This is a genomic window from Pseudomonas sp. EL_65y_Pfl1_R83 (assembly GCF_963970695.1).
Classification (GTDB): domain Bacteria; phylum Pseudomonadota; class Gammaproteobacteria; order Pseudomonadales; family Pseudomonadaceae; genus Aquipseudomonas; species Aquipseudomonas tritici.
The window spans coordinates 255,060-280,140 of record NZ_CAXAQI010000002.1 but is presented as its reverse complement, the minus strand read 5'-3'; the positions used below and the strand labels follow the sequence as shown (position 1 = coordinate 280,140).

The following is a 25,081-nucleotide window of genomic DNA, read 5'->3' as shown; positions in this document are numbered from 1 at the left end:
TCGTAGTGAGCGGGCTTGTCGAATCGTCGCACCGCCCGCTCATACAGTTCAGGACTTTTCCAGGTTCGCCAGGATGCGCCCGTGCACGCGCATGCACACACTCAAATCGGCTTCATCCACACCCACAAATAACTCGTGACGCAACGCCGTGGCGATCGTCTCGATCTGCTCGATCAGTGGCCGGGCGGTATCACACAGCAGGATGCGCTTGGCACGACGGTCTTCCACCACCGCCTGGCGTTGCACCAGGCCCTGGCCTTCAAGGCTGTCCAGCAGCCGGGCCAGTGTCGGCCCTTCGACGCCAACGCTTTGCGCCAACTCACGCTGGGTGGGCGCTTCTTCGAAACGGGCCAGGTGCAGCAGCACCAGCCACCGAGCCTGGGACAAGCCAAGCCCCGCCAAACGGCGGTCCAGCTCGGCGCGCCAACCACGAGACATCTGCGCCAGTTGCATGCCAAATCGGTGTTGATCGGTTAACGGCATAAAAAACTCTTGTTTTAGACTGAAAATAAAGCGTGGCTAATTATTAGTCAGCTAAGCATGAGCGTTGCCAGTAGGCAAGAGTTGCTACGTACTGATCTATTACATTGTCGTAATTGGCGCACTAAATCTCGAACTCAGACTGCAAAGCCGCCCGCACGCAGTACAAAACACCCTCAGGAACACGCCCGGTGAACAGCGGCGCGATCTCCGCCACAGGTGGCAATTCGCCCTCCCCGTCGAGGAACGCATCCTGGATTTCGCCGAGCAGATCCTCTGGCAAATCAAGCGCCTGCTCCAACGACAGCTGCTGCTTGCCGATGGATTCCGCCAGCAAGGTGTAGACGTTTTTCTCCGAGCACTGCAACTGACCGGCGATCTGGATCGGGGTCATTCCGGCGCGTGCCAGGCTGATCAGTTCGTGGCGGATATCGGCGACTTCCTTCGGCGCTTCGGCCTGGCCGCCGAGCACTTCAAGAAAGGCCTGGCCGTAGCGCTCCAGCTTGCGTGCGCCCACGCCACTGACGCGCGCCATCTCGGCCATGCTGGTGGGTTGCTCGCGCAACATCTCCAGCAGGGTGGAGTCGGGGAAAATAACGTACGGCGGCACGCTGTGTTCCTGCGCCAGTTTGCGGCGCAGGGTGCGCAAGGCTTCCCACTGCTCGCGCTCTTCACCACGCACCAGTTGGCTGGCCTGGCTGGTGCTGCTCTTGGCGGTGGTCTGCGGTTTGAGGTCGCGGCGCAACTCCAGGCTCACTTCGCCCTTGAGCAACGGCCGGCAACTGTCGTTGAGGCGCAGGCCGCCATAACCTTCGATGTCGATGTCCACCAGCCCGCGTGCAACCATCTGCCGGAACAACGAACGCCACTCTCCGTCGGCGCGGGCCTTGCCGACGCCGTACACCGAAAGTTTCTCGTGGCCGAAGCTGCGCACTTTCTCGTTGTCCTTGCCCAGCAACACGTCCACCAAATGACCGACGCCATAACGCTGGCCCGTGCGATAAATAGCGGACAGAGCCTGACGCGCCGGCTCAGTGGCGTCCCAGGTCTGCACGCCATCAATGCAGTTGTCGCAATGGCCGCAAGGCTCAGGCATGTCTTCGTCAAAATACGCCAGCAAGGTCTGGCGACGGCAACGAGTCTCTTCACACAGCGAGAGCATCGCGTCGAGCTTGTGCTGCTCCAGGCGTTTGTGACGCTCGTCGCCTTCGGAGTTCTGCAGCATCTGCTTGAGCATCACCACGTCTTGCAGGCCGTAGACCATCCAGGCATCCGCCGGCAGACCATCACGGCCGGCGCGACCGGTTTCCTGGTAGTACGCCTCAAGGGATTTGGGCAGGTCCATATGCGCGACAAAGCGCACGTTGGATTTGTCGATGCCCATGCCGAACGCGATGGTAGCTACCATGATCAGGCCTTCCTCATTGAGGAAGCGCTTCTGGTGCGCAGAGCGCGTTTCGTTGGGCAGGCCGGCGTGATAAGGCAGCGCCGGGTAGCCTTGCTCGCAGAGGAACGCGGCGACTTCATCAACCTTTTTACGCGACAGGCAGTAAACGATGCCCGCGTCGCTGCGCCGCTCGGACAGGAACGCGAGCAACTGCTTGCGCGGCTGCTCCTTGGGTACGATGCGGTAGAAAATATTCGGCCGGTCAAAGCTCGACAGAAAGCGCTCGGCGTTCTGCAAGTGCAGCCGCTCGACGATTTCTTCGCGGGTGCGCTTGTCGGCGGTGGCCGTCAGGGCGATACGCGGAACGTCGGGGAACAACTCAGCCAATTGCCCCAGTTGCAGGTATTCGCGACGGAAATCGTGGCCCCATTGCGATACGCAGTGGGCTTCGTCGATGGCGAACAGGGCGATTTCCAGGCTCTGCAGAAAGGCCAGCATGCGCGGCTGCACCAGGCGCTCAGGGGCCAGGTAAAGCATTTTCACTTCACCGCGCTTGATGCGAGCCGCCAGGTCGCGCTGTTGCTCGGCACTGAGGGTAGAGTTCAAGGCCGCCGCAGCGACGCCGAGCTCTTCCAAGGTTGCCACTTGGTCGTCCATCAATGCGATCAGCGGCGACACCACCACCGCCAGGCCATTGCGCAACAGCGCCGGCACCTGGAAGCACAACGACTTGCCGCCCCCGGTAGGCATCAAGACCAGTGCGTCACCACCACTGGCCACGCGCTCAATGATCGCACCCTGGCGGCCACGAAAACTGTCGTAGCCGAAGATGTCCTTGAGGACGCGTTGAGCCTGCTCGAGCATGTAAAACTCCAAAAAAGTGCGCAAATCCCTCTGTACAGGCTGGTCGAAAAAACACGATCTCACGGGAAATAATCCGTAAGCGAAGTTTTCGCGCGCTGGGCTTGACCTGCGAGGGCATCACAAAACGCGGCAGTATACCCGAGCGATACCCGGCAAAGGGCGCCACTGACGAATTGCAGCCCGTCTCTTAAAGCGGGCAAATCTGCATGGCGGCTGGCCTGGGCGCTCAAGAAAGCCTAGAATTCAGCATCGTTTATTTCCAAGGTAGTCCTTCAATGTCCTTCGCTGAGCAACTAACCCGCCTGCAAGCCTTCCTCGACGCCGATGAGCTGCATGACGAGGCGCTGGACTACGTGGCCGCCCACGGCTACCTGACCGCCCTGTCGATCTGCGCCGAGATCGTACCCGACCGTGAATGGATCGACGCACTGTTCGCCGAAGAGCCGCACTACGCCGACGACGCCCAACGCGAAGAAATCGAATCCACCCTGTTGGCCCTCAAGGCCCACATCGGTCGCCAACTGGCGTCGGACGAAGAATTCGAGCTGCCATGCGAGCTGGACCTGGGCGAAGAGCCGGACGACTCCGACCTGCGCGGCTGGTGCATCGGCTTCATGGAAGGCGTGTTCCTGCGCGAAGCCGCCTGGTTCGAAACTGCCGAGGAAGAAGTCAGCGAAATGTTGCTGCCGATCATGGTGGGGTCGGGCCTGTTCGACGACCAGCCGGAGTTCGCCGATATCGCCGCCGACGCCAACCTGATGGACGACATGATCGTACAGATCCCGGAAGCCCTCACCGCGCTGTACCTGCTGTGCAACGCCCCTGACGAAAAACCGGCGATCCTCAAGCCACGTCACCACTGAGTCGCTTGCCCGTGACACCCATGGGCAATCGTTCGCTGCTCGTGCGCTACGTGCTGCTGGCCATCGGCTGGTTGAGCGTAGCGCTGGGAGTGATCGGCATTTTCCTACCGGTCTTGCCGACTACGCCCTTCCTGCTTCTCGCCGCCGCCTGCTTCGCCCGAAGCTCCCCACGCTTCTACCACTGGCTGGTGCAACACCCGCGCCTGGGTCCGTGGATCCGTGACTACCTGGACGGCAACGGTATCCCTCTTAAAGGCAAGGTCTACGCCATCGGCTTGATGTGGTTGAGCATCAGTGTGTCCTGCTACCTGGTGCCATTGCCGTGGGCACGTGGCTTCATGTTGACCAGTGCCGTGCTGGTGACGATCTACATCCTGCGCCAAAAGACCCTGCCGCCCCGGTAACGGCGGCGTCCGGCTTGCCTGCGAGCGAGCCCTCTACGTGGCCGCTGTCGAGGCATCGAACCGCCGGCTCTCACACGCACCACTCACCCGACCTTGGTCGACACTGACTAACCCCGAGCATCATGCGAGACTGTCCAACCGGGCCTGGAATGCTCGGGTGTTCCCATGCTCGGAGTTACCATGACGCTGTCCAGCGGGCTGATCGCCGCCGTTGCCCTGGCCTATATGGCCATTATGTTTGCCATCGCCTTCTATGGTGACCGTCGCCGTGCGCCACTGCCGCCGCGCATGCGTGCCTGGGTGTATAGCCTGTCGCTGGCCGTGTATTGCACCAGTTGGACCTTCTTCGGTGCTGTAGGTCAGGCCGCCGAACAGTTGTGGGCATTTTTACCGATCTACCTGGGCCCGGTGCTGTTGCTGGTGTTGGCACCTTGGGTCCTGCAAAAGATGATCTTGATCAGCAAGCAGGAAAACATCACGTCCATCGCCGACTTTATCGCCGCGCGCTACGGTAAATCCCAATCGTTGGCAGTGGTGGTCGCGTTGATCTGCCTGGTGGGGGTACTGCCCTACATCGCGCTGCAACTCAAAGGCATCGTACTGGGAGTCAATCTGCTGATCGGCGCTGGCGCCGACACCACCGGCACTCGCGCTCAAGACACCGCGCTGATCGTGTCGCTGGTGTTGGCGCTGTTCACGATTGTCTTCGGTACACGCAACCTCGACGCCACGGAGCACCACCGCGGTATGGTGCTGGCGATTGCGTTTGAATCCCTCGTCAAGCTGTTCGCGTTTCTCGCGGTTGGCGCGTTTGTGACCTACGGTTTGTATGACGGATTCGGCGACCTGTTCAGCCAAGCGATGCTCGCCCCCCGCCTGGATGAATACTGGAAAGAGACCGTCAACTGGCCGTCCATGGTGGTGCAGACCGGCGTGGCCATGATGGCGATCATCTGCCTGCCTCGGCAGTTCCATGTCACGGTGGTGGAGAACATCGACCCTCAGGATTTGCGCCTGGCCAAATGGGTGTTTCCCGCGTATCTGATTCTTGCCGCGCTGTTTGTAGTACCGATCGCCTTGGGCGGCAAGATGCTGCTGCCCAGTTCGGTAATGCCGGACTCCTACGTGATCAGCCTGCCGATGGCCGAAGCCCATCCCGCACTCGCCGTACTGGCGTTTATCGGCGGCGCTTCAGCGGCCACCGGCATGGTGATCGTGGCGAGCATTGCCTTGTCGACCATGGTTTCCAACGACATGTTGCTGCCATGGCTGCTGCGCCGTTCCGGCGCCGAGCGACCGTTCGAAGTGTTCCGCCACTGGATGCTGTCGGTACGCCGGGTCAGCATCGTGATCATCCTGCTGTTGGCCTACGTGAGCTATCGCCTGTTGGGCTCAACCGCGAGCCTGGCGACCATCGGCCAGATCGCCTTTGCAGCCGTCACCCAATTGGCGCCGGCCATGCTCGGCGCCCTGTATTGGAAGCAAGCCAACCGACGCGGTGTATTCGCGGGGCTCGCTGCGGGCACTTTCCTGTGGTTCTACACTTTGGTCCTACCGGTTACGGCGAAAAGCCTGGGTTGGTCCCTTAGCCTTTTTCCAGGACTGACCTGGATGCACTCGCACCCACTCGGTCTGTCCGTCACCTCATTGACCTTGGGTACCGTGTTTTCCCTGGCGGGTAACTTCACGCTGTTTGTGTGGGTATCGATGCTGTCCCGCACGCGGGTTTCCGAGCATTGGCAAGCCGGGCGGTTTATCGGCCAGGAAATCAGCCAGCGCGCCACCGCGCGCTCGATGCTGTCGGTGCAGATCAGCGACTTGCTCAGCCTGGCCGCACGCTTTGTGGGTGAGGAACGGGCACAGCAAAGCTTTATCCGCTTTGCCTATCGACAGGGTAAAGGCTTCAACCCCAATCAGAATGCCGACAACGAGTGGATCGCCCACACCGAGCGGTTGCTGGCGGGTGTGCTCGGTGCATCGTCGACCCGGGCGGTGGTGAAAGCCGCCATCGAAGGGCGCGAAATGCAGCTGGAGGACGTAGTACGCATCGCCGATGAAGCGTCGGAAGTGCTGCAGTTCAACCGCGCATTGCTTCAAGGCGCTATTGAGAACATCACCCAGGGCATCAGCGTGGTCGATCAGTCCCTCAAACTGGTGGCCTGGAACCGGCGTTATCTGGAGCTGTTCAATTACCCGGACGGTCTGATAAGCGTCGGTCGGCCGATTGCCGACATCATCCGCTACAACGCCGAACGCGGCCTGTGCGGGCCGGGCGAGGCCGAGGTTCACGTGGCGCGTCGCCTGCACTGGATGCGTCAGGGCCGCGCACATACCTCTGAACGTTTATTCCCCAATGGGCGGGTGATTGAGCTGATCGGCAACCCGATGCCCGGCGGCGGTTTCGTCATGAGCTTCACTGACATTACCGCCTTCCGCGAAGCCGAGCAGGCACTCACGGAGGCCAACGAAGGCCTGGAACAACGGGTGACCGAGCGCACCCATGAGCTGTCGCAGCTCAACGTGGCGCTCACCGATGCCAAGGGCGTGGCCGAGTCCGCCAGCCAGTCGAAGACGCGCTTCCTGGCGGCGGTCAGCCATGACTTGATGCAGCCCTTGAACGCTGCACGCCTGTTCTCCGCCGCCCTCTCCCATCAGAACGAAGGTCTGTCCGGCGAAGCCCGGCAATTGGTGCAACACCTGGACAGCTCGCTGCGCTCCGCCGAAGACCTGATCAGCGACCTGCTGGACATCTCACGCCTGGAAAACGGCAAAATCAATCCGCAGCGCCAGCCTTTTGTTCTCAACGAACTGTTCGACACCTTGGGCGCAGAGTTCAAGGCGCTGGCCCAGGAGCAGGGCCTGCGCTTCCGCCTGCGCGGCAGTCGAGTGCGTGTCGACAGCGACATCAAGTTACTGCGGCGAATCCTGCAGAATTTTCTCACCAACGCCTTCCGTTATGCCGACGGCCCGGTGCTGCTGGGCGTACGTCGACGCAAGGGCGAACTGTGCCTGGAGGTGTGGGACCGTGGCCCCGGGATACCGCTGGATAAACAGCAGGTGATCTTCGAAGAATTCAAACGTTTGGACAGCCACCAGACCCGCGCGGAGAAAGGCCTGGGGCTTGGCCTGGCCATCGCGGACGGCCTGTGCCGTGTGCTGGGCCACCGCCTGAGCGTGCGCTCATGGCCTGGAAAAGGCAGCGTATTCAGTGTGCGCGTGCCATTGGCGCGCAACCAGGCCAGCCCGCAGGTCAAGACACCACAGGAAACCGGCCTGCCGCTGACCGGTGCTCAGGTGCTGTGCGTGGATAACGAAGAGAGCATTCTGATCGGCATGCGCAGCCTGTTGACGCGCTGGGGCTGTGACGTGTGGACCGCGACGGACAAGGCGCAATGCGCGGCGTTGCTGGCGGATGGCGTGCGCCCGCAACTGGCACTGGTGGACTACCACCTGGACCATGGCGAAACCGGTACTGAGTTGATGGGTTGGCTGCGCGCGCAATTGGCGGAGCCGATTCCCGGCGTGGTGATCAGTGCCGACGGCCGCCCGGAGATGGTGGCCGAGGTGCATGCGGCGGGGCTGGATTATTTGGCTAAACCGGTCAAGCCGGCGGCGTTGCGGGCGTTGCTGAGTCGGCATTTGCCGCTGTAAATTGTTTGTACCCGCCCGCACATTTTTGGTCTGTGTTTATTCAGGTAGATGGGCCACACCATCTGAATCAGTCATCGCGCGCTCCAACAAATCCGCCGGCAAGTTCTTGCTGGCCCGAGCACCGAGCAACCGCAATTGCTCGGTCCGGCTGACCAGATTTCCGCGTCCATCTGTCAGCTTGTTTCGCGCCGAGCTGTAAGCCTTATCCAGCTGTTGTAAGCGGTTACCGACTTCATCCAGGTCTTGGATAAACAGCACGAACTTGTCATACAGCCACCCCGCACGCTCGGCTATTTCCCGCGCGTTCTGGCTCTGGCGCTCCTGCTTCCACAGGCTATCGATCACCCGCAGTGTAGCCAGCAACGTGGTGGGGCTGACGATCACGATATGGCGGTCGAATGCTTCCTGGAACAGATTCGGTTCGGCCTGCAAGGCAGCGGAAAACGCTGCTTCGATCGGCACGAACAGCAACACGAAATCCAGGCTGTGCAGGCCTTCTAGGCGCTTGTAATCCTTACCGGCCAAACCTTTGACGTGGTTGCGCAACGACAGCACGTGCTGCTTCAACGCCGCCTGGCCGATCACATCATCATCCGCTGCCACGTACTGTTGATACGCGGTGAGGCTGACCTTGGAGTCCACCACCACCTGCTTGTCGCCGGGCAACATGATCAGCACGTCTGGCTGGAAACGCTCGCCGTCCGGGCCCTTCAGGCTGACTTGGGTCTGGTACTCGCGGCCTTTCTCCAGGCCAGCATGCTCCAGCACCCGTTCAAGAATCAGCTCGCCCCAGTTGCCCTGGGTTTTCTGGCCTTTGAGGGCACGGGTCAGGTTGGTGGCCTCGTCTGACAGACGCAGGTTCAGTTGCTGTAGGCGCTCAAGCTCCTTGGCCAGGGAAAAGCGCTCGCGCGCCTCGCTCTGATAGCTTTCTTCCACGCGCTTTTCGAAGGACTGAATACGCTCTTTCAATGGGTCGAGCAGTTGGCCCAGGCGCTCCTGGCTGGTTTCGGCGAAGCGCTGTTCACGCTCGTCGAAGATCTTGCCGGCCAGCTCGGCGAACTGTGCACGCAGTTCATCCCGCGAGCCTTGCAAGTCGGCGAGGCGTTGTTGATGGCTGTCCTGTTGTTCACGCAGTTCAGCGCGCAAAGCGGCCGACAACGCATCGAGGCGGCGGAGCTCAGTCTCCCTGGCGCTGCGGTCGAGGTTCCAGGCGTGGGCGGCGTCGCGAGCGTTGTCGCGGTCGATCTGCAGCAGTTCGACTTCGCGGCGAACGGCGGCCAAGTCAGCCTGCTTGGCTGCGTTGGCCTGGCTCAGATCGCTGATCTCGTCGCGGCTGGCATCCAGCTGTGCGGCGAGGCCTTCCTGGGCCAGTTGCGCGGTCGCCAGGCGCTCTTCGAGCAGTTCCCAGCCGGTCATGCGCGCGGTCAGCCGACGCTGAAGCTGCCAGCACACGACCAATAAAGGCACAGCTGCGCCAGCAAGTCCCAGGGCGATACTGGTCCAGTCAAAAACCATAGACATGTCTGCCATCACCGAAAAAAAGCAAGGTTAGCGGAGCACAGGGCCTGAGGACAGCTCAGTCTTCGACCTGGCCCAGTTCACGCTGGGCGCGGCGGTCACCGGCGCGGGCCGCCAGGCGCAGCAGGTCGTGGCCGATGCGGCGGTCGCGGGCATTTCCGCACTCACGGCACATCAGCTGGCCCAGGCGGCTTTGTGCGGCAACCACGCCTTCACGGGCCGGCTGCTTGAGCAAACGCCCGGCGAAGTGTTTGACGTTAGTGTTGTGACCCAGGCGGGGGCTGTCGAGCAACCACAAGGCGACTTTCAAGGAGAAGCGTTTGGGAGCGGTAACAGTTTGAGGAGTGTCGGTAACAGAAGGTGATACTGAGCGAAACTTCATAAAGCACTGCGGGACAGAACGGAAGGCGCGCCACTCTACTCTTTTTTTCGTACAGGTAAAGCTGAAAAAACTCTGTACGCCCGTTCTAGAGCAAGCGCTCGGGACAATCCACAGAAGCTGTGGATAACTCAGTGGACAACCCTGCTTTAACTCGCGCAAAGCCCCATGGTATGGGGGCCGCAGTCAAACTGACGATTTTTTCACCAATAAAAAAAAGCGAGATTTTTCATTGACTTAAATTTCCAATACAGGCTAAAGGCGGCGCTCAAGCGCAGTTGACAGCGGGGTTACACACCGCGCAACTAATGTGCACAAGTACCCATCCGCCGATTATATCGCCGGCTTTTCTTGAAGCAATTCGCCGCAAGAATGTTACCGCCAGGGCAAAACGGGGACTTTTCAAATCTTTGCTGGCTCGCCACACTCCCCGCCCTACAACGCAACGGTGGGTGAGTCGATGAAAGGAATGCTGTTGTTTGCCGTGTTGCTACTGGCCATCTGTTCCGCCTCCCTGGGAATCAATGCGGCACTGCCCTCACCGGATGGTGCGCTGTTTGCCATCGCTATCCTGCTGTCGGCGGCTTTCACTGCGGTGAGCCTGTGCATTGAGTTGGGCGAAGGCCGCATCAATGACATGGCCGATGTGATGAAGGCGGTCGAGACCGGCCAGTCACTGCGCTTGACCCTTGCCGCCTACGGATTGGGCTGCTCACTGGCAGCGGCGATCACTGTGCTGGTCTATCGAGGCCTGCTGGGCGGCTGATTGAAGTTTTTTGACTTGCGCACTTCCCTAACCTGATTCAATCCGTTACTATCCGCGGCGTTAGTACCAAGCTGAAAGTCAATTCTGGTCGAACAAGTCCCCTGAACAACACGGGATCGACCACCTCGATGGTTTCCAGGTATCACTTGCGACGACACGGCCTTTGAACAAACAAAGGGTGTCGCGAAGTTTCAATACTCTGACCGAACCAACCTGCAAATTGATCAGGATCTTCACCCCGGGCCCAGAACCTTTGCCCCTGTTGTGTTGCCTGCCCTCCTAAGTACCTACCTGCCAGCCCAAGCGCGCCTAAATTATCAGCGCTTCAAACTGGCTGCTTTGTTCCAGTCGGGTTCTTCGTTTGATCAATAGTGATCAACGTTACTGGAACGTTTTAATACGGCACGGTTCTTATCCGTGTCATTTGTAGGAACACCCATAACATGAACGCTCAAATCCATACTCAGGATGCCATTCGCACCCTCACCAACGCTTTTGCCCCAATGAACTGCCTGATTATGGCCGCTCGCAAAGGCTGCTTCAGCTTCACCCTGGTTAACGAACACGGCATCGCGCGTCACAGCGAACGCCTGTACCCCGATCAATACTCCAGCGCAGAACCGCTGCAGGCCGTGATCGAGCGTACCCGTCAGGCACTGGTTGCCTGATCGACCCGAGTCGCTGAAACACAAAAGACCCTGCTCAAAAGCAGGGTTTTTTATTGCCTGCGATTTGAGTATCGAACTTTTGCCCTAAGTTCAAATAGATATAACCGTTATAACTGGATGGCGAAGATGTTTTAAAAACAGTCCTTTACCTCACGAATATGACACTACACTTCAACTCAAGCGGCTTGATCCGCTTCCGGCGAGCCTGAGAGCCGATCCACCGCTGCCAAGCCCCCTTCTCAGGACTCGCCGACCACTTTCACGGATTGAGGCTTGTATGGGTATCGCTGCCAGCGAATTGTGTCGTTATGTGATTCGGCCGACCTTGCTGTACCTCGGCCGCCATAACCCAGCAGCTGAGTCCCTGTTGCTGGGCATTGCCGCCAGCCAGTCAGAACTCGGTTCCGCCCTGCATGACCGGCGTGGACACGGCCTGTACAGCATCACCGAACCTCGCCATCGCGCCTTGTGGGACGATTACCTCGCGCTGGACCCCGATCGCGCGAGCCTGGTACGCGGCCTGGCAAGCCAGCATGCATTCCTCAGCGCGCCGCAACTCGAACTGACGGTCAACCTGCGCTACGCCACGGCCATTGCCTGGCTTTTAGTCGAACAACACACTCCCGCACTGCCTCCGCCGGGTGATGTGCTGGGTATGGCGCGTATCTGGAAAGAAATTTTTCATCCTCAGGGACGTCTGCGTGATTTCGCTCAAGCCTGGCAAACCTGTGTTTTACCCATGAATCACGTGGTTTGCTGACCGGGCAATTTGCAAGATTCGTCAAAAAACCCGAACTCTGGTCGGATTGTCCTACAAAACTGCTCTATCTCCTACGTTTCAGCCTATAGCGCGATGTTAAATTTATTGATACTTTCCGCAGCGGTGATCACTCGGAGTTCTAATAATGAAAAAAGTAATGCTCAAGACCACACTTAGCCTCGCCGTTGCTATGGCATCCTCCCAACTGTTTGCAAGCGGTTTCGCGCTGAACGAACAGAGCGTGAGCGGGATGGGTACCGGTTTCGCGGGTCGCTCTTCTTCTGCCGATGATGCAAGCACTGTTTACGGTAACCCTGCCGGTATGGCTCGCCTGAATGGGCAGCAAATCACAGGTGGCGTTGCAGCAATTGATGCCTCGACTGACATCAGCGACACCGGCGGCAACTCACGCGGCTCCAATAAAGGCGACATGGTTCCGTTCACTGCGGTGCCATTCGGTTTCTACACCAACAAACTCAATGATCAGTGGGCCATCGGCTTCGGTGTATACGCACCGTTTGGCCTGGTGACCGACTATGAAAATGGCTTTCAGGGCCGTGGCTTCGGCAGCAAGAGCGAAGTGAAGGTCATGACCTTCCAGCCAACTGTCAGCTATGCATTCAACGACCGCGTGTCCATCGGCTTTGGTCCGACCATCAACCGGATTTCCGGTGTACTGGAATCGGACAGGACGCTGAACGCTGCCGTCAGTGATACCAACGTCAAAATCAAGGGCGACGACACCGCGCTGGGCTTCAACGTCGGCGTACTGGTCCAGGCCACCGATACCACCCGTGTCGGCCTGACCTACCACTCGAAGGTCAAGTACAAGCTTGAAGGCCACACCACCGTCAGCGGCCCGTCGGCGACTCAAGCGGTCCTGCGAAACAATCGTTACGACGCTTCGCTGAAAATCGACACGCCTGAGTCCTACGACCTGTCGGTCACTCAAGACCTGACCGATGCCTGGAAACTGTATGGCGGTGCCACTTGGACGCGCTGGAGCCGTCTGAAGGAAATCACCGTCAACAACGAAGGCGTTACTGCCGCTGGCGGCGCTTTGGCACCCAGCCAGCTCAGTTCCATCACCGAAGAACAAAACTGGCACGACACCTGGGCCTACGCAGTGGGTACCTCCTACCAGTTGACCAAGCAAGTCGTGCTGCGTACCGGCCTGACCTTCGACCAGTCGCCCACCAACAACACTGATCGCTCGCCGCGCATCCCGACTGGGGACCGTACGATTTTCAGCGTTGGCCTGGGCTACAAAGTCATGGATAACATGACCGTCGACCTGGCTTACTCCTACCTGAAAGAAGAAGACATCAAGGTCAACCAGACCGCTGATGCACCGTCGACGGCAAGCTACCGCGCCAAGTACGAAAACAGTGCCAACGGTTTCGGCCTGGGCATGACCTACACCTTCTAATCCAGACAGGTGTAAAAAAGCCCCGCTCTCCTGCAAAGGAGACGGGGCTTTTTAATGGCTGACAATCAGGGCTTGGAAGCGATCGCCTCTTCCACCGCCTTGATCAGGTCCGGGCTGTCCGGCTTGGTCAGGCTGGAAAAATTGGCGATCACCTTGCCCTGTCGATCCACCACGTACTTGTAAAAATTCCATTTCGGCGGCGCGTCGGTCTGCTGCGCTAACACCTTGAAAAGGTGTACCGCATCCGGCCCCTTGACCTTCTGTGGCTCGGTCATGGTGAAGGTCACGCCGTAATTCACGTAGCAGACCTTAGCCGTCTCTTCGCCGGTCTTGGCTTCCTGCTTGAAGTCATCGGAGGGCACGCCGATCACTTCCAGCCCTTCGCCCTTGTAGCGCTGGTACAAGGCTTCGAGGCCTTTGAACTGGGGGGCGAACCCACAAAAGCTCGCCGTGTTGACGATGACCAACGGTTTGCCGGCAAACCGCTCGCACAGGTCGATGGATTCCTTGGCGCGCAGCTTGGGCAACTGGCCTTCCAGCAGCGGCGGGCAACTGGCAGCAGAAGCGGCACTGCCAATTGCCATCAGGATGGGTACAGCGAGCCAACGCATCTGCATGTCGTGTGTCCTTGAAAATAATCAGGCCATGAACTTAGCAGATCGTCATACCCAACTGCATCAACGCGAGACCACCTTTCTGCCAGCCCCACCAGGCCAGCAGTACCAAAGTGCCCCCCGCGATGACGACTAAACCACGTATCGCTATGCTCATGCCGCCTCCATCTGCGCCTGCAATCGCGCCACTGGCCGCTCACGCACCGGCCAGTTCAACGCCGCGGCGAGCAGGCTTAACAGAACTGCCACCTGCCAGATCAAATCGTAGTTACCCGTTCGATCATAGACCACCCCACCCAACCAGCCCCCCAGGAACGAACCGAGTTGGTGGAACAGGAACACTATCCCACCAAGCATGGAGAGGTTTCGCACACCAAACAACGTCGCGACGGTGCCGTTGGTCAGCGGCACAGTGGACAGCCACAGGAAGCCCATCGCCATACCAAACGCATAGGCCGTAACTTCGGTAACCGGCGCCCACAGAAACACCACGATCACCACCGCACGCAGCAGGTACAACCCTGTCAACAAACGCGGCTTGGACATGCGCCCGCCGAGCCAGCCAGCGGTGTAGGTACCGAAGATATTGAACAGCCCGATCAGTGCCAGCACCGTGGTGCCTGTGGTGGCTGGCAAGTGCTGATCCACCAGGTACGCCGGCAGGTGCACGCCAATAAACACCACCTGGAAACCGCAAACAAAAAAGCCAAAGGCCAACAGCCAGAACCCGGAGTGAGAGCACGCTTCCTTCAAGGCTTCACGCAAGGTTTGCTGACCGGCCATCACCGGGAGTGGCCGGTCCTTGAGCATGGCGACCAGTGGCAGAATCAGTGCCACCATCAAGCCCAGCGCAAGCAATGCGGCGGACCAGCCCAGCCAACTGATCAAACCCAGTGTGCCCGGCACCATGGCGAACTGACCGAACGAACCGGCAGCACTCGCGATGCCCATCGCCATGCTGCGTTTTTCCGGCGCCACGGCCCGGCCGACCACGCCAAGGATCACCGAAAACGACGTGCCGGACAGCCCGATACCAATCAACAAGCCAGCGCTGAGCGACAACGACCAGGCCGAATCAGACATGCCCATCAACACCAGGCCCACGGCGTACAGGATGCCACCAACAAACACTGCTTTAGTGGCACCAAACCGATCGGCCAGGGCGCCGGTAAACGGCTGCGCCAAACCCCAGATCAGGTTCTGCAAAGCGATCGCGAAGGCGAAGGTCTCACGGCCCCAGCCGAACTCGCTGCTCATCGGCGCCAGGAACAGGCCGAAACCGTGCCGCACACCCAACGACAGTGCCAGGATCAGCGCACTCCCCACAAGAATCCAGCCACTGGTGCGCCACATGGAAGTCATTTCTTATTCTCCGCTCGCGGGTATATACCCGCTTATAGTCGAACAACCCCGCGTTCAGGCGAGTTCGTCCAGCAAGGCCAACAAGGTTTCGCGTTTTTGCGCGCCGAGTTGATCGATCAATTTTTGCTGCGCCGCCTCCCAGGCGGGTAAAGCTGCAGCGAGTCGTGCCTCACCGTCCGCTGTCAGCATCACCAGGCGATTGCGCAGGTCATCGCCTTCCACCAGTTGCACCAGGCCTTCGCCTTCCAACACCCGAAGGTTGCGCCCCAAGGTGCTGCGGTCAAGTCCCATGGCTTCCGCCAGGCTGGAGATGCTCGGCTGATCGAGCCGCTGCAAGTTACACAGCAACGAATACTGGGCGACGTTGATCCCGAAGCCATCAAGGGCGCCGTCGTAATGCCTGCTGACGCCACGGGCGGCACGTCGCAGGTTGATACATAAACATTGGGAGGCAAGCATGGAACGTGTATATACCCGCGATTAAGGAAATGCAAGAAAGTGTTACAGCGCCAGAGCGACCAGAACCGCGACTTCCAGCAGCTCCAGCAAGGCGCCAGCGGTGTCACCCGTGGTACCGCCCAGGCGATTGACCATCAGTCGGCGCAGGCCCATGAAGCAGATTGCAGCGAGCAATACCGCAAGCCCACCCCTGAAGCCGCCGATCAGGATGCAGGCCAAGCCGCTGAGGATCAGTACCTGTTGGCCGACGGTCCTCGGTAAATGATCCGACAACGCCTGGCCCAATCCTCCGGCACGCACATAGCGCGTGGTCAGAAACAGCGCCAGCATCGATGCGCGTCCGATCAGCGGCGCCAGGATCAGCGCTACGCCGTCATGTTGCTCGATCAAGGCCACCAAGGCGGTGAACTTGAGCAGCAGCACCAACCCCAGGGTGACCACAGCAATCGGCCCGCTGCGCGGGTCCTTCATGATCGTGAGCGTACGCTCGCGGTCGCCGAAGCCCCCCAGCCAGGCATCGGCGCTGTCCGCAAGACCGTCCAGGTGCAGGCCGCCGCTGAGCAACACCCAGGCCATCAGCACCAGCGCCGCGTGCAATAACAACGGTGCGCCCATCAACGCGGTGTTCAAAGCCCACAACAGCAAACCAAACAATACGCCGACCACCGGATAAAACAGCAGTGAGCGTCCCAGTTCCTGAGGCTGCGGCATGCCCGGCAGACGAATCGGCAGGCTGCTGAGAAATTGCAGGGCGATCCAGAATGGCAGCATGATCACGCCAGCGCCTTGAGCACGCCGTCAGCACAAACTTGCAGGCTGAATAACCCACCGTGGCCGACTTCGACATTCAAGAGCTGCTCCCGGGGCAAACCGCGTGCCTGTGCCAATAACAGGCGCATCACGCCGCCATGAGTGATCAACAGCAAGCGCTCACCCGCATAAGTCTGGTGCAGGCGTGCGACAGCACCCAACACGCGCTCGGAAAAGTCACTGACAGGCTCCCCTTCCGGCGGCGTGAAACTGTAGGGGTCGGCCCAGAACAGGCCCAGCCCTTCGGCGTCGGTCTCCATCAAGGCCGCCGCACTCTGCCCTTCCCAGGCGCCGAAGTGCAGTTCTTGCAGCGCCTTTTCCAGCGTGACCGGCACATTGAGCTGAGCGCCCAATTCATCGGCAAACCGCGCGCACCGTTGCAGCGGCGAACTGACCACGCGGTCCCACGGCCCCTGCTCCACTACCGCCGCGCGCATCTGCGCCCAACCCTTGGCGGTGAGTGCGTCGTCCAGGCTGCCACGCAAGCCGCCGCCCAGCTCGGTTTCGCCGTGTCGCAGCAGGTCCAGACGCAAGGTCATGCTGGGCGGCCTGCCACGGCGGCTTCGGCGAAGGTCGCCATCTGCCCGTGCAGCGCACAGGCCAGGCGCAACAACGGCACGGCCAGCGCCGCGCCACTGCCTTCGCCCAGGCGCAGGCTCAGGTCCAGCAGCGGTTGCGCGTCGAGGCTTTGCAGCACATGACGATGACCTGGCTCGGCACCACAATGGCCGAACATCAGCCACTCCCGGCACGCCGGGTTCAAGCGCGTCGCGACCAGTGCGGCGACAGTGCAGATAAACCCATCCACCAGCACCACGATGCCTTCTTGAGCACAAGCCAGATACGCGCCCACCAGGGCGGCAATCTCAAAGCCGCCGAGATTGAACAGGGTGTGCAATGCATCACCGCGCCGTCCGGCGTGTAACGCCAGTGCACGTTCGATCACGGCCACCTTGTGGCTAACGCCCTGAGCATTCAATCCGGTGCCCGGCCCCGTGAGATCACTGACCTGGCAGTCGAGCAAGGCACACGCCAGCGCACTGGCAGCGGTGGTGTTGCCGATGCCCATCTCGCCGCCGATAAACAACTGCGCACCGTTTGCCAATGCACGATGCACGCTGTCGCGTCCGGCTTGCAGGGCCAATTGCCCCTGGACCTCGGTCATCGCCGGACCGTTGACGAAGTTTGCGGTGCCCGCGCCAATATTCAGGTGACGTACACCGGGCAGGTCCAGGGACGGATTCACCGTGCCAAGGTCGACCACTTCCAACTGCGCACCCAACTGCCGCGCCAAAACGCTGATGGCCGCGCCACCCGTGACAAAGTTAAGCAGCATCTGCCCGGTGACTTCCTGGGGGAATGCCGACACGCCTTCCGCGACCACGCCATGGTCACCGGCGAAGATGACGATCCACAGCTGATCCACCGACGGTTTGACCTGGCCCTGCAAGCCGGCCAATTGCACCGCCAGCGCTTCCAACTGGCCGAGGGAACCGGCCGGCTTGGTCAATTGCTGCTGGCGCGCCAGGGCTTGTTCATACACTTGAGCATCACTCGCCTTACACGGGTTGAGCCACCAGGTGTCAGTCATAACGCAGTACCTTTCAAAGTCAGGGGCAGGCCGGCAACGGTCAGGACCACACGCTGACACTGCTCGGCCAAGGCTTGATGCAGCCAACCGGCTTCATCCACATAGCGGCGAGTCAATTCGCCCAGCGGCACGACACCCAGACCGGTCTCGTTGCTGACAAAAATGATTTCACCCGGCAGCGAGGCCAGGGTTTGCAGCAGTTGATCGCGCTCCAAAGCCAGGCGCTTCGGGTCTTCGAGCATCAGCAGATTGGTCAGCCACAGGGTCAGGCAATCCACCAGCAGGCAGCCCTCGGCAGCCGCGTTTTCGCGCAGCACACGCGCCAGTTCAATGGGCTCTTCGACCAGGCCCCAATGGTCGGGGCGACGTTGACGATGCAAGGCGACACGCTCATTCATCTCGCCATCCAAAGGTTGGCTGGTGGCGATGTAAGTGACCGGCAAAGCGCTGTCGCTGGCGAGTTTTTCGGCAAGACGGCTTTTGCCGGAACGGGCGCCGCCGAGGATCAGTTGGAGCATAGCGTCACACCTTTATTTACAACGCGGTCAAATGTGGGAGCTGGCTTGCCTGCGATGCAGTCACCTCGGTGTATCAGGGAGACCCGGTTGATGCCATCGCAGGCAAGCCAGCTCCCACAGGGGGACAGTATGTGCACCATTAAATCCCGCACAGTTTGCGTAACAGCTCGGTGTCCAGGTGGTTCTCCACCAAGTCGGCCAGGCGCTCGATATCGCGCTCGCGCAAGGCGTGGTAGTCGACCTCCTGCACATCCTGCAACCCCGCCCAACGCAGCAGCGCACTGCACGCGGCCGGGGTTTCGAACACGCCATGCAGGTAAGTGCCGATGATCTGCCCGTCCGCACTTTGCGCGCCATCGCTGCGGCCGTCATCGAGAAGCACAGCGGCATTCGATAAAGCCTCGCCGGAAGTCACGCCCGCATGGATCTCATAACCGCTGACGTCGGCATCTTCCAGCAATAGACGCCCGCGTACGTTGCGCAGCTGTTTCTCTTCTTCCAAGGTGGTGCTGAACGCCAATAACCCAAGGCCCTCGCTGGAGCCGGCAAGCCCTTCCAGGCCCAGCGGGTCATGCACCTGCTCGCCGAGCATCTGCAAGCCGCCGCAGATGCCAAGCACTTTGCCGCCGTAGCGCAAGTGCCGCGCCACGGCGCTGTCCCAACCGTTGGCACGCAGATAGGCCAGGTCGCTGCGCACGCTTTTCGAGCCAGGGAGGATAATCAGGTCGCCAGCAGGGATCGGCTGGCCTGGCCCGATGAATTGCAAGTCCACTTGGGGATGCAAACGCAGCGGGTCGAAATCCGTGTGGTTGCTGATGCGCGGCAACACCGGTACCACCACCTTGAGTACCTGCGCAGCCTTATCGATCTGGCGCTGATCGATGCCGTCTTCAGCTTCCAGATGCAGGTCCATCACGTAGGGCAATACGCCCACCACCGGTTTGCCGGTGCGCGCTTCCAGCCAGTCCAGGCCCGGTTGCAACAGCGCAATGTCGCCGCGAAATCGGTTGATGATGAAGCCTTTGACCCGTGCCTGCTCGCTGGGCGAAAGCAGTTCAAGGGTGCCGACCAGATGGGCAAACACCCCGCCGCGATTGATATCGGCGATCAGCAGCACCGGGCAATCCACTGCTTCGGCAAAGCCCATGTTGGCGATGTCATTGGCGCGCAGGTTGATCTCCGCCGGGGAGCCCGCGCCTTCCACCATCACGACGGGGTAGGCTTGGCTCAACCGTGCGTGGGAGGCCAGCACCGCCTGCATCGCGATGGCTTTGTAGTCGTGATAGGCCACCGCGTTCATGCTGGTAACAGCGCGGCCGTGGATGATCACTTGGGAACCGGTGTCGCTGTTGGGCTTGAGCAGCACCGGGTTCATATCGGTGTGCGGCGCCAAGTTGGCCGCCTGGGCCTGCACCGCTTGCGCACGACCGATCTCGCCGCCCTCGGCCGTCACGGCGCTGTTGAGCGCCATGTTCTGTGGCTTGAACGGCACCACTGGCACACCCTGGCGCACCAACCAGCGACACAGCGCCGTCACCAAGGTGCTTTTGCCGGCGTCGGACGTCGTGCCTTGCACCATCAACGTACTCATGTCGCGTCCTTATAGGCGGCCAGAGCTTCGTCCAGGCGCTGCCAGTCGGCATCGGTATCCGGCAGGCCAAAACGCAAGCTGCTGTTATGGACAAACAGGCGCAGCAGGATGCCGCGCTGGGCCATGAATTCATGCATGCGTTCGGCGTGCGGCGTGATCAGCCACTGGAACAAGGCGCAACCGCCCTGAGGTTGAAAGCCGTGGCGCTCCAGCGTGGTAAACAAGCGCTGGCTCGCCTCGATGCAGCGCGCGCGTTGCCGCGCATGCCCGGCACTGTCGCGCAGGCAGATTTGGCCCAGCACCCGCGTCGGCCCGCTGACCGCCCAAGGGCCAACCTGCTCGGCCAGCAACTTGAGCAGCTTGCGCTCGGCCAGTACGAAGCCCAGTCGCACACCGGCCAGGCCGAAGAATTTACCGAACGAGCGCAGCACAATCAGGCCGACCTGATGCGCCTGGCCCGCCAGGCTCAATTCCGGGGTCACGTCCATGAACGCCTCGTCCACCACCAACCAGCCGCCGCGCTGGGCCAGCCGCGAGTGCCAGTCCAGCAAGCGTTGCGGGTTCAGGCTCAGGCCGGTGGGGTTGTTGGGATTGACCACCACCAATACGTCAAGGCCATCAAGAAAGAAGTCGACTTCCTGCTCCAGCACTTCGCGCACTACGTAACCGGCGCGGCGCCAGGCTTCGGCGTGTTCGGCATAGCACGGCGACAATACCCCGACTTTGCCGGCGCGACGCAGACGTGGCAGCAACTGAATCGCCGCCTGGGAGCCAGCTACTGGCAACAGATGCGCCGCGCCGTAATACTCGCTGGCGGCCTGCTCCAGGCCGTCATCGGCTTCCGGCAGACGCGCCCAGGCGCGCAGCGGGATCTCGGGGATCGGCCAGGGCCAGGGCGCCAGGCCGCTGGACAGGTCGAGCCAGTCAGCTTCGGCAATTCCGTACTGAATCGCTGCCTTGCGCAGCCGGCCACCGTGCTCAAGCATAAAACTGCCCCCCGACGCATAGGATCAACAGCCACAACCATACGCCGCGCTGCACCAGTTGCCAGCCACGGTCGATGGCGTCCGCATCCGCCGCCGGGCCTTCGCCCAGTGGCGGACGTTGATGCACTTCACCGTGATAGATCGCCGCACCGCCCAGCTCAACGCCGAGCGCGCCGGCACCAGCAGCCATCACCGGGCCGGCGTTGGGGCTGTCCCAGGTCGGGCCTTGGGTGCGCCAGCATTTGAGCGCCAGACGGGTCTTGCCGAGCACGGCATAGGTCAAGGCGACCAGGCGTGCCGGAATGTAGTTCAGCACATCGTCGATTTTTGCCGCAGCCCAACCAAAGCGCTCAAAGCGTTCGTTGCGATAACCCCACATGGCGTCGAGGGTATTGCTCAGGCGATAAAGCACCACGCCCGGCACGCCCGCCACCACGAACCAGAACACCGCGGCGAAGACTGCGTCACTGCCGTTTTCCAGCACCGATTCGGTGGCGGCTCGGGCAACTTCAGTACGGTCCAGTTCGCTGGTCTGGCGGCTGACCAGGTAGCTCACGCGCTTACGCGCTGCCTCCAGGTCATCGCTGCGCAGGGCCTGGGCCACCGGGATCACATGCTCGCCGAGGCTGCGCATGCCGAGGGCGCAATACAGCGCCAGAATCTCCACTACCCAGCCGATATACGGCGCCCACGACAACGCCGTGGCCAGCAGGGTCAGCGGCACTACGGCGATAAACCACGCGGTCACGCCATGGCTGCGCCAGCCACGGCCACCGGTATTGAAACGTTGCTCGATGCGCTCGGCGAAATTGCCGAATGCCACCAGCGGATGCCAGCGCCTGGGTTCGCCCAGCAGCGCATCCAGCGCCACTGCAGCGACGCACAGCAAGGCCACACTCATTGACTCACTCCCCACACATTCTCATACAACATATCACTCAGCGGCCGAGGCTCGGTCCAGCCTTCGAGTTGCAACATCGGTGCCGGGTAGAACTCCGTTACCGGCCCCAGGCACAACACGGCCAGGGGTTTCGCGCCGGGCGGCAAACCGAGCAGATCGGCCAGGGCCTGGGGTTCGAACAACGAGACCCAGCCCATGCCCAGGCCCTCGACACGCGCGGCCAGCCACAGATTCTGAATGGCACAGGACAGCGAGGCCATGTCCATTTCCGGCAAGGTACGACGGCCGAAGATGTGCCGCTCGCGATCATCCATCAGCGCCGCCACCAGCACTTCGGCGCAGTCGTGGATGCCTTCGACCTTGAGCTTCATGAACGCGTCGGAGCGCTCGCCCAGGGCTTCGGCGGTGCGTATGCGCTCCTCTTCTACTAACTGCTGAATCTGCCCACGCAGTTGGCGATCGCTGATGCGGATGAAACGCCAGGGTTGCATCAGACCGACGCTGGGGGCCTGGTGCGCGGCCTGGAGCAGACGGTGCAGCAATTGGGGGGCGACAGTGCCGCCACTGAAGTGGCGCATGTCACGGCGTTCGGCGATGGCGCGGTAGACGGCTTGGCGGTCGGCTTCGGGAAAGGCGTTGTCAGTCATGGCCTCATCGCGGGCAAGTCGAATCGTCGCACCGCCCCTCCCACATTTTGATCTGTTGACACTGTCGATGTGGGAGCTGGCTTGCCTGCGATAGCCACATCACGGTCTGGCGCAAACAGTGCGGCTACAGCGGCTGGATTCGACGGGAAATAAAAATGCACGTAAGAAGCCGTCATCCGCCCCTGACGGTAAACCGCCTCGGCACCGCGCCCACCATTGGGGCTCAAACCCCTGGCAATCGGCTGCCAGTCGGTGCTGGTCAGGGAATGGTGATAGGTGTGACCGCGCAGTGTGCCTTCCGGCAACACGACACTTTGCAGCGCCAGGGCCGCCAGTTTCTTTTGCATCACCGCGTCGCCCTGCAACAGGCCCACCAGTTCGGCGCGGGTGCCGTCGACATCGGTGAGCGAGTCCAGCAGGTAGAGCATGCCACCGCATTCGGCGAACAAGGGTTTGCCGGCCGCATGGTGAGCGCGGATCGCGTCGAGCATCGGGGTGTTTTCCGACAGCGCCTGGTGATGCAGCTCCGGGTAACCGCCGGGCAAGTAGAGGCTGTCGGCATCAGGCAATACGCGATCGTGAATGGGCGAGAAAAACTTCAGCTCCGCGCCCATGGCCCGCAACAGGTCAAGGCTTGCGCCGTAGGTAAAGGCGAAGGCTTCGTCGCGGGCCACCGCAATACGCACGCCATTTAGCAGTGGCTCGGCCTCGATCACTTCCGGTGCCACAAAGGCGACCGGCGGCGGCAAAGCCACTTCGCAACTGCTGCCCAAGGCTTGGGCAGCGGTGTCCAGGCGCACATCAAGGTCATTCAGTTCGCTGGCTTGCACCAGTCCCAGGTGACGGCTAGGCAGCTCTATACCGGTCTCACGGGACAACGCGCCGTACCAGCGCAGGCCTTCGGTGAGGCTGCCTTCCAGCAATTGCGCATGGCGCAGCGTACCAACGCGGTTGGCCAGCACCCCAGCGAACGGCAAGTCCGGCTGATAACGCGCCAGGCCCAATGCCAGGGCGCCAAAAGTCTGGGCCATGGCCGTGCCGTCGATCACGCCCAGTACCGGCACGCCGAAGTGTCGTGCCAGGTCGGCGCTGGACGGTGTGCCGTCAAACAAGCCCATCACGCCTTCGATCAGGATCAGATCCGCCTCGCCCGCCGCTTCCCACAGCAGGCGACGACTTTCCTGCTCGCCCACCATCCACATGTCCAATTGATACACCGGCGCACCGCTGGCGCGCTCGTGGATCATCGGGTCGAGGAAATCCGGGCCGCATTTGAACACGCGCACCTTGCGACCCAGGTTGCGATGCAATCGCGCCAGCGCGGCGGTGACGGTGGTTTTGCCCTGGCCGGACGCCGGTGCGGCAATCAATACGGCCGGGCAATGACGGGGCTGATTCAAAGTTCGACGCCCTTCTGTGCCTTGATACCGGCCTGGAACGCGTGCTTGAGCATGCCCATTTCGGTGACGGTGTCACCCATTTCGATCAACTCGGGCTTGGCGCCACGGCCGGTGACCACCACGTGCTGCATCGGCGGGCGGGCCTGCAAGTCACTGAGCACCTGGTCCAGTTCGAGGTAGCCGTGCTTGAGGGCGATGTTCAGCTCATCCAGCACGACCATACCGATGCTCGGGTCTTGCAGCAGTTCGCGGGACACCGCCCAGGCGGCTTCGGCCGCCGCGATGTCACGTTGGCGATCCTGGGTTTCCCAGGTGAAGCCTTCGCCCATGATGTGGAAACGTACTTGCTCGGGGAATCGGCGGAAGAACAACTCTTCACCGGTGCTGTAGCGCCCCTTGATGAACTGCACCACACCGCACTGCATACCATGGCCCATGGCCCGGGCTAGCATGCCGAATGCGGAGCTGCTCTTGCCTTTGCCTTTGCCGGTCAATACCAGCAGCAGCCCGCACTCGTTGGGGGAGTTGGCGATGCGTTCGTCGATCACGGCTTTTTTGCGCAGCATGCGCGCCAGGTGACGTTCGTCGCGGTCGGGGGAATCGGTCATGGCAGCTCTCCGTTGGGGCTGGACAAAAACGGCGGGCAGGAAAAAAGAAAAACAGACAGCCAAGCATCGCCCACCGTGATGCTGTTGGATGTACCAGGCCGGTCTCCGGGCTCATGAGTGGCGCTCCTCTCTTGATTGAAAGAGCGAGCAAGCCGACGTTGCGCCTTCCCATATCGCGAGGCGATACAGTGGCAAAAGGCAGCGTCTTGACTCATTTACCGTTGCGGGGGCAGCGCCGGAATCGCGGCAGCACTGTGTACAAGTGCGCTCACTCACCGGCTTCCCTGTTTCACTCGGTCGACCCATAGGTCACAGAGCACCTGGAACAAGCCGCGAAGGTTAGTGGGTTGGGGGTGGAGCGTCAATGAAAGCTGACCTTGCACTTGAACCATCGCACCGCCGTTCGCCTCTACCCTTACAGGTAT

General features: G+C 61.0%; 24 protein-coding genes and 1 riboswitch. Of the genes, 7 read left to right on the top strand and 17 right to left on the bottom strand.

The features are described from left to right. Positions 1-48: 48 nt before the first annotated feature. Both AACY08_RS03485 and recQ read right to left on the bottom strand, forming a co-directional pair. The gene (locus AACY08_RS03485; RefSeq protein WP_304630168.1) at positions 49-483 is read right to left on the bottom strand and encodes a MarR family transcriptional regulator; all 435 of its coding nucleotides are present in this window, start codon (positions 481-483) and stop codon (positions 49-51) included. A gap of 121 nt (positions 484-604) precedes the next feature. Beyond that, positions 605-2,731, bottom strand: coding sequence for a DNA helicase RecQ (gene recQ / locus AACY08_RS03480; protein ID WP_339416657.1), 2,127 nt, complete (start codon positions 2,729-2,731; stop codon positions 605-607). 275 nt (positions 2,732-3,006) lie between these two features. Between recQ and AACY08_RS03475 the strand changes: the two genes are divergently transcribed. From AACY08_RS03475 to AACY08_RS03465, 3 genes are all read left to right on the top strand, one after another. Further along, positions 3,007-3,594, top strand: coding sequence for a YecA family protein (locus AACY08_RS03475; protein ID WP_339416658.1), 588 nt, complete (start codon positions 3,007-3,009; stop codon positions 3,592-3,594). Positions 3,595-3,614: 20 nt separating this feature from the next. Beyond that, positions 3,615-3,998, top strand: coding sequence for a YbaN family protein (locus tag AACY08_RS03470; protein WP_339468086.1), 384 nt, complete (start codon positions 3,615-3,617; stop codon positions 3,996-3,998). Positions 3,999-4,178: 180 nt separating this feature from the next. After that, positions 4,179-7,649, top strand: a complete 3,471-nt coding sequence (locus AACY08_RS03465; RefSeq protein WP_339416659.1) for a hybrid sensor histidine kinase/response regulator — start codon at positions 4,179-4,181, stop codon at positions 7,647-7,649. 36 nt (positions 7,650-7,685) lie between these two features. Here AACY08_RS03465 and rmuC read toward each other — a convergent pair whose 3' ends face one another. Both rmuC and AACY08_RS03455 read right to left on the bottom strand, forming a co-directional pair. Beyond that, on the bottom strand, positions 7,686-9,050 hold the full coding sequence (gene rmuC / locus AACY08_RS03460; RefSeq protein WP_339416769.1) for a DNA recombination protein RmuC: 1,365 nt from the start codon (positions 9,048-9,050) through the stop codon (positions 7,686-7,688). A 175-nt stretch (positions 9,051-9,225) separates the two neighbouring features. Then, positions 9,226-9,549: a hypothetical protein gene (locus AACY08_RS03455; RefSeq protein WP_025855837.1), complete on the bottom strand. Its 324-nt coding sequence runs from the start codon at positions 9,547-9,549 to the stop codon at positions 9,226-9,228. A 457-nt stretch (positions 9,550-10,006) separates the two neighbouring features. Here AACY08_RS03455 and AACY08_RS03450 point away from each other — a divergent pair, with 457 nt between their 5' ends. From AACY08_RS03450 to AACY08_RS03435, 4 genes are all read left to right on the top strand, one after another. Next, on the top strand, positions 10,007-10,312 hold the full coding sequence (locus tag AACY08_RS03450) for a hypothetical protein (RefSeq protein WP_339468084.1): 306 nt from the start codon (positions 10,007-10,009) through the stop codon (positions 10,310-10,312). Positions 10,313-10,755: 443 nt separating this feature from the next. Beyond that, a complete protein-coding gene (locus tag AACY08_RS03445; RefSeq protein WP_003175353.1) occupies positions 10,756-10,980 on the top strand; it encodes a hypothetical protein in 225 nt (74 codons plus the stop codon). Positions 10,981-11,257: 277 nt separating this feature from the next. Then, positions 11,258-11,740 (top strand): hypothetical protein, encoded by a 483-nt coding sequence (locus AACY08_RS03440; RefSeq protein WP_339468082.1) that lies wholly within the window; start codon positions 11,258-11,260, stop codon positions 11,738-11,740. 145 nt (positions 11,741-11,885) lie between these two features. Beyond that, positions 11,886-13,169 (top strand): OmpP1/FadL family transporter, encoded by a 1,284-nt coding sequence (locus AACY08_RS03435; RefSeq protein ID WP_339468080.1) that lies wholly within the window; start codon positions 11,886-11,888, stop codon positions 13,167-13,169. Between the two features lie 65 nt (positions 13,170-13,234). On the opposite strand, the gene AACY08_RS03430 is transcribed toward AACY08_RS03435, so the two are convergent. The 13 genes from AACY08_RS03430 to cobO all read right to left on the bottom strand — a co-directional run bounded on the left by AACY08_RS03430 (position 13,235) and on the right by cobO (position 24,656). Next, positions 13,235-13,786, bottom strand: a complete 552-nt coding sequence (locus AACY08_RS03430) for a glutathione peroxidase (protein ID WP_339416663.1) — start codon at positions 13,784-13,786, stop codon at positions 13,235-13,237. A 150-nt stretch (positions 13,787-13,936) separates the two neighbouring features. Then, a complete protein-coding gene (locus AACY08_RS03425; RefSeq protein WP_339416771.1) occupies positions 13,937-15,136 on the bottom strand; it encodes an MFS transporter in 1,200 nt (399 codons plus the stop codon). A gap of 63 nt (positions 15,137-15,199) precedes the next feature. Continuing rightward, the gene (locus tag AACY08_RS03420; RefSeq protein WP_339468078.1) at positions 15,200-15,604 is read right to left on the bottom strand and encodes a MarR family winged helix-turn-helix transcriptional regulator; all 405 of its coding nucleotides are present in this window, start codon (positions 15,602-15,604) and stop codon (positions 15,200-15,202) included. 42 nt (positions 15,605-15,646) lie between these two features. After that, entirely contained in the window at positions 15,647-16,375 is a 729-nt protein-coding gene (locus AACY08_RS03415; RefSeq protein ID WP_339468076.1) for an adenosylcobinamide-GDP ribazoletransferase, read from the bottom strand. A gap of 2 nt (positions 16,376-16,377) precedes the next feature. Then, entirely contained in the window at positions 16,378-16,953 is a 576-nt protein-coding gene (gene cobC, locus AACY08_RS03410) for an alpha-ribazole phosphatase family protein (protein ID WP_339468074.1), read from the bottom strand. Next, complete coding sequence (gene cobT / locus AACY08_RS03405) at positions 16,950-18,005, bottom strand: nicotinate-nucleotide--dimethylbenzimidazole phosphoribosyltransferase (RefSeq protein WP_339468072.1); 1,056 nt, start codon at positions 18,003-18,005, stop codon at positions 16,950-16,952. Before cobT ends, cobC begins: the two co-directional genes overlap by 4 nt. Continuing rightward, positions 18,002-18,523: a bifunctional adenosylcobinamide kinase/adenosylcobinamide-phosphate guanylyltransferase gene (gene cobU, locus AACY08_RS03400; RefSeq protein WP_339427399.1), complete on the bottom strand. Its 522-nt coding sequence runs from the start codon at positions 18,521-18,523 to the stop codon at positions 18,002-18,004. The genes cobT and cobU overlap by 4 nt, the downstream gene beginning before the upstream one ends. Positions 18,524-18,662: 139 nt before the next feature. Beyond that, positions 18,663-20,114 carry a cobyric acid synthase gene (locus AACY08_RS03395; protein WP_339416669.1) on the bottom strand — a complete coding sequence of 484 codons (1,452 nt, stop codon included), beginning with the start codon at positions 20,112-20,114 and terminating at the stop codon, positions 18,663-18,665. After that, positions 20,111-21,100 carry a threonine-phosphate decarboxylase CobD gene (gene cobD / locus AACY08_RS03390; protein ID WP_339416671.1) on the bottom strand — a complete coding sequence of 330 codons (990 nt, stop codon included), beginning with the start codon at positions 21,098-21,100 and terminating at the stop codon, positions 20,111-20,113. Before cobD ends, AACY08_RS03395 begins: the two co-directional genes overlap by 4 nt. Further along, on the bottom strand, positions 21,093-22,001 hold the full coding sequence (gene cbiB, locus AACY08_RS03385; protein WP_339468070.1) for an adenosylcobinamide-phosphate synthase CbiB: 909 nt from the start codon (positions 21,999-22,001) through the stop codon (positions 21,093-21,095). Before cbiB ends, cobD begins: the two co-directional genes overlap by 8 nt. Further along, complete coding sequence (gene bluB / locus AACY08_RS03380; protein WP_339416674.1) at positions 21,998-22,648, bottom strand: 5,6-dimethylbenzimidazole synthase; 651 nt, start codon at positions 22,646-22,648, stop codon at positions 21,998-22,000. The genes cbiB and bluB overlap by 4 nt, the downstream gene beginning before the upstream one ends. Next, entirely contained in the window at positions 22,645-24,048 is a 1,404-nt protein-coding gene (locus tag AACY08_RS03375) for a cobyrinate a,c-diamide synthase (protein ID WP_339468067.1), read from the bottom strand. Before AACY08_RS03375 ends, bluB begins: the two co-directional genes overlap by 4 nt. Then, positions 24,045-24,656, bottom strand: a complete 612-nt coding sequence (gene cobO / locus AACY08_RS03370) for a cob(I)yrinic acid a,c-diamide adenosyltransferase (RefSeq protein WP_339468065.1) — start codon at positions 24,654-24,656, stop codon at positions 24,045-24,047. The genes AACY08_RS03375 and cobO overlap by 4 nt, the downstream gene beginning before the upstream one ends. A gap of 79 nt (positions 24,657-24,735) precedes the next feature. Next, positions 24,736-24,995: riboswitch (cobalamin riboswitch) on the bottom strand. Positions 24,996-25,081: the final 86 nt, after the last annotated feature.

Coding starts and splice junctions, on each gene's coding strand:
- AACY08_RS03415 (WP_339468076.1), bottom strand. CDS start 16,375: ATGCTGCCATTCTGGATCGCCCTGCAATTTCTCAGCAGCCTGCCGATT.
- AACY08_RS03475 (WP_339416658.1), top strand. CDS start 3,007: ATGTCCTTCGCTGAGCAACTAACCCGCCTGCAAGCCTTCCTCGACGCC.
- cbiB (WP_339468070.1), bottom strand. CDS start 22,001: ATGAGTGTGGCCTTGCTGTGCGTCGCTGCAGTGGCGCTGGATGCGCTG.
- cobO (WP_339468065.1), bottom strand. CDS start 24,656: ATGACCGATTCCCCCGACCGCGACGAACGTCACCTGGCGCGCATGCTG.
- cobD (WP_339416671.1), bottom strand. CDS start 21,100: ATGCTTGAGCACGGTGGCCGGCTGCGCAAGGCAGCGATTCAGTACGGA.
- AACY08_RS03470 (WP_339468086.1), top strand. CDS start 3,615: ATGGGCAATCGTTCGCTGCTCGTGCGCTACGTGCTGCTGGCCATCGGC.
- cobU (WP_339427399.1), bottom strand. CDS start 18,523: ATGCTCCAACTGATCCTCGGCGGCGCCCGTTCCGGCAAAAGCCGTCTT.
- AACY08_RS03465 (WP_339416659.1), top strand. CDS start 4,179: ATGACGCTGTCCAGCGGGCTGATCGCCGCCGTTGCCCTGGCCTATATG.
- AACY08_RS03430 (WP_339416663.1), bottom strand. CDS start 13,786: ATGCAGATGCGTTGGCTCGCTGTACCCATCCTGATGGCAATTGGCAGT.
- bluB (WP_339416674.1), bottom strand. CDS start 22,648: ATGACTGACAACGCCTTTCCCGAAGCCGACCGCCAAGCCGTCTACCGC.
- AACY08_RS03425 (WP_339416771.1), bottom strand. CDS start 15,136: ATGTGGCGCACCAGTGGCTGGATTCTTGTGGGGAGTGCGCTGATCCTG.
- cobT (WP_339468072.1), bottom strand. CDS start 18,005: ATGACTGACACCTGGTGGCTCAACCCGTGTAAGGCGAGTGATGCTCAA.
- AACY08_RS03450 (WP_339468084.1), top strand. CDS start 10,007: ATGAAAGGAATGCTGTTGTTTGCCGTGTTGCTACTGGCCATCTGTTCC.
- AACY08_RS03455 (WP_025855837.1), bottom strand. CDS start 9,549: ATGAAGTTTCGCTCAGTATCACCTTCTGTTACCGACACTCCTCAAACT.
- recQ (WP_339416657.1), bottom strand. CDS start 2,731: ATGCTCGAGCAGGCTCAACGCGTCCTCAAGGACATCTTCGGCTACGAC.
- AACY08_RS03440 (WP_339468082.1), top strand. CDS start 11,258: ATGGGTATCGCTGCCAGCGAATTGTGTCGTTATGTGATTCGGCCGACC.
- cobC (WP_339468074.1), bottom strand. CDS start 16,953: ATGACCTTGCGTCTGGACCTGCTGCGACACGGCGAAACCGAGCTGGGC.
- AACY08_RS03395 (WP_339416669.1), bottom strand. CDS start 20,114: ATGAGTACGTTGATGGTGCAAGGCACGACGTCCGACGCCGGCAAAAGC.
- AACY08_RS03445 (WP_003175353.1), top strand. CDS start 10,756: ATGAACGCTCAAATCCATACTCAGGATGCCATTCGCACCCTCACCAAC.
- AACY08_RS03485 (WP_304630168.1), bottom strand. CDS start 483: ATGCCGTTAACCGATCAACACCGATTTGGCATGCAACTGGCGCAGATG.
- AACY08_RS03420 (WP_339468078.1), bottom strand. CDS start 15,604: ATGCTTGCCTCCCAATGTTTATGTATCAACCTGCGACGTGCCGCCCGT.
- AACY08_RS03435 (WP_339468080.1), top strand. CDS start 11,886: ATGAAAAAAGTAATGCTCAAGACCACACTTAGCCTCGCCGTTGCTATG.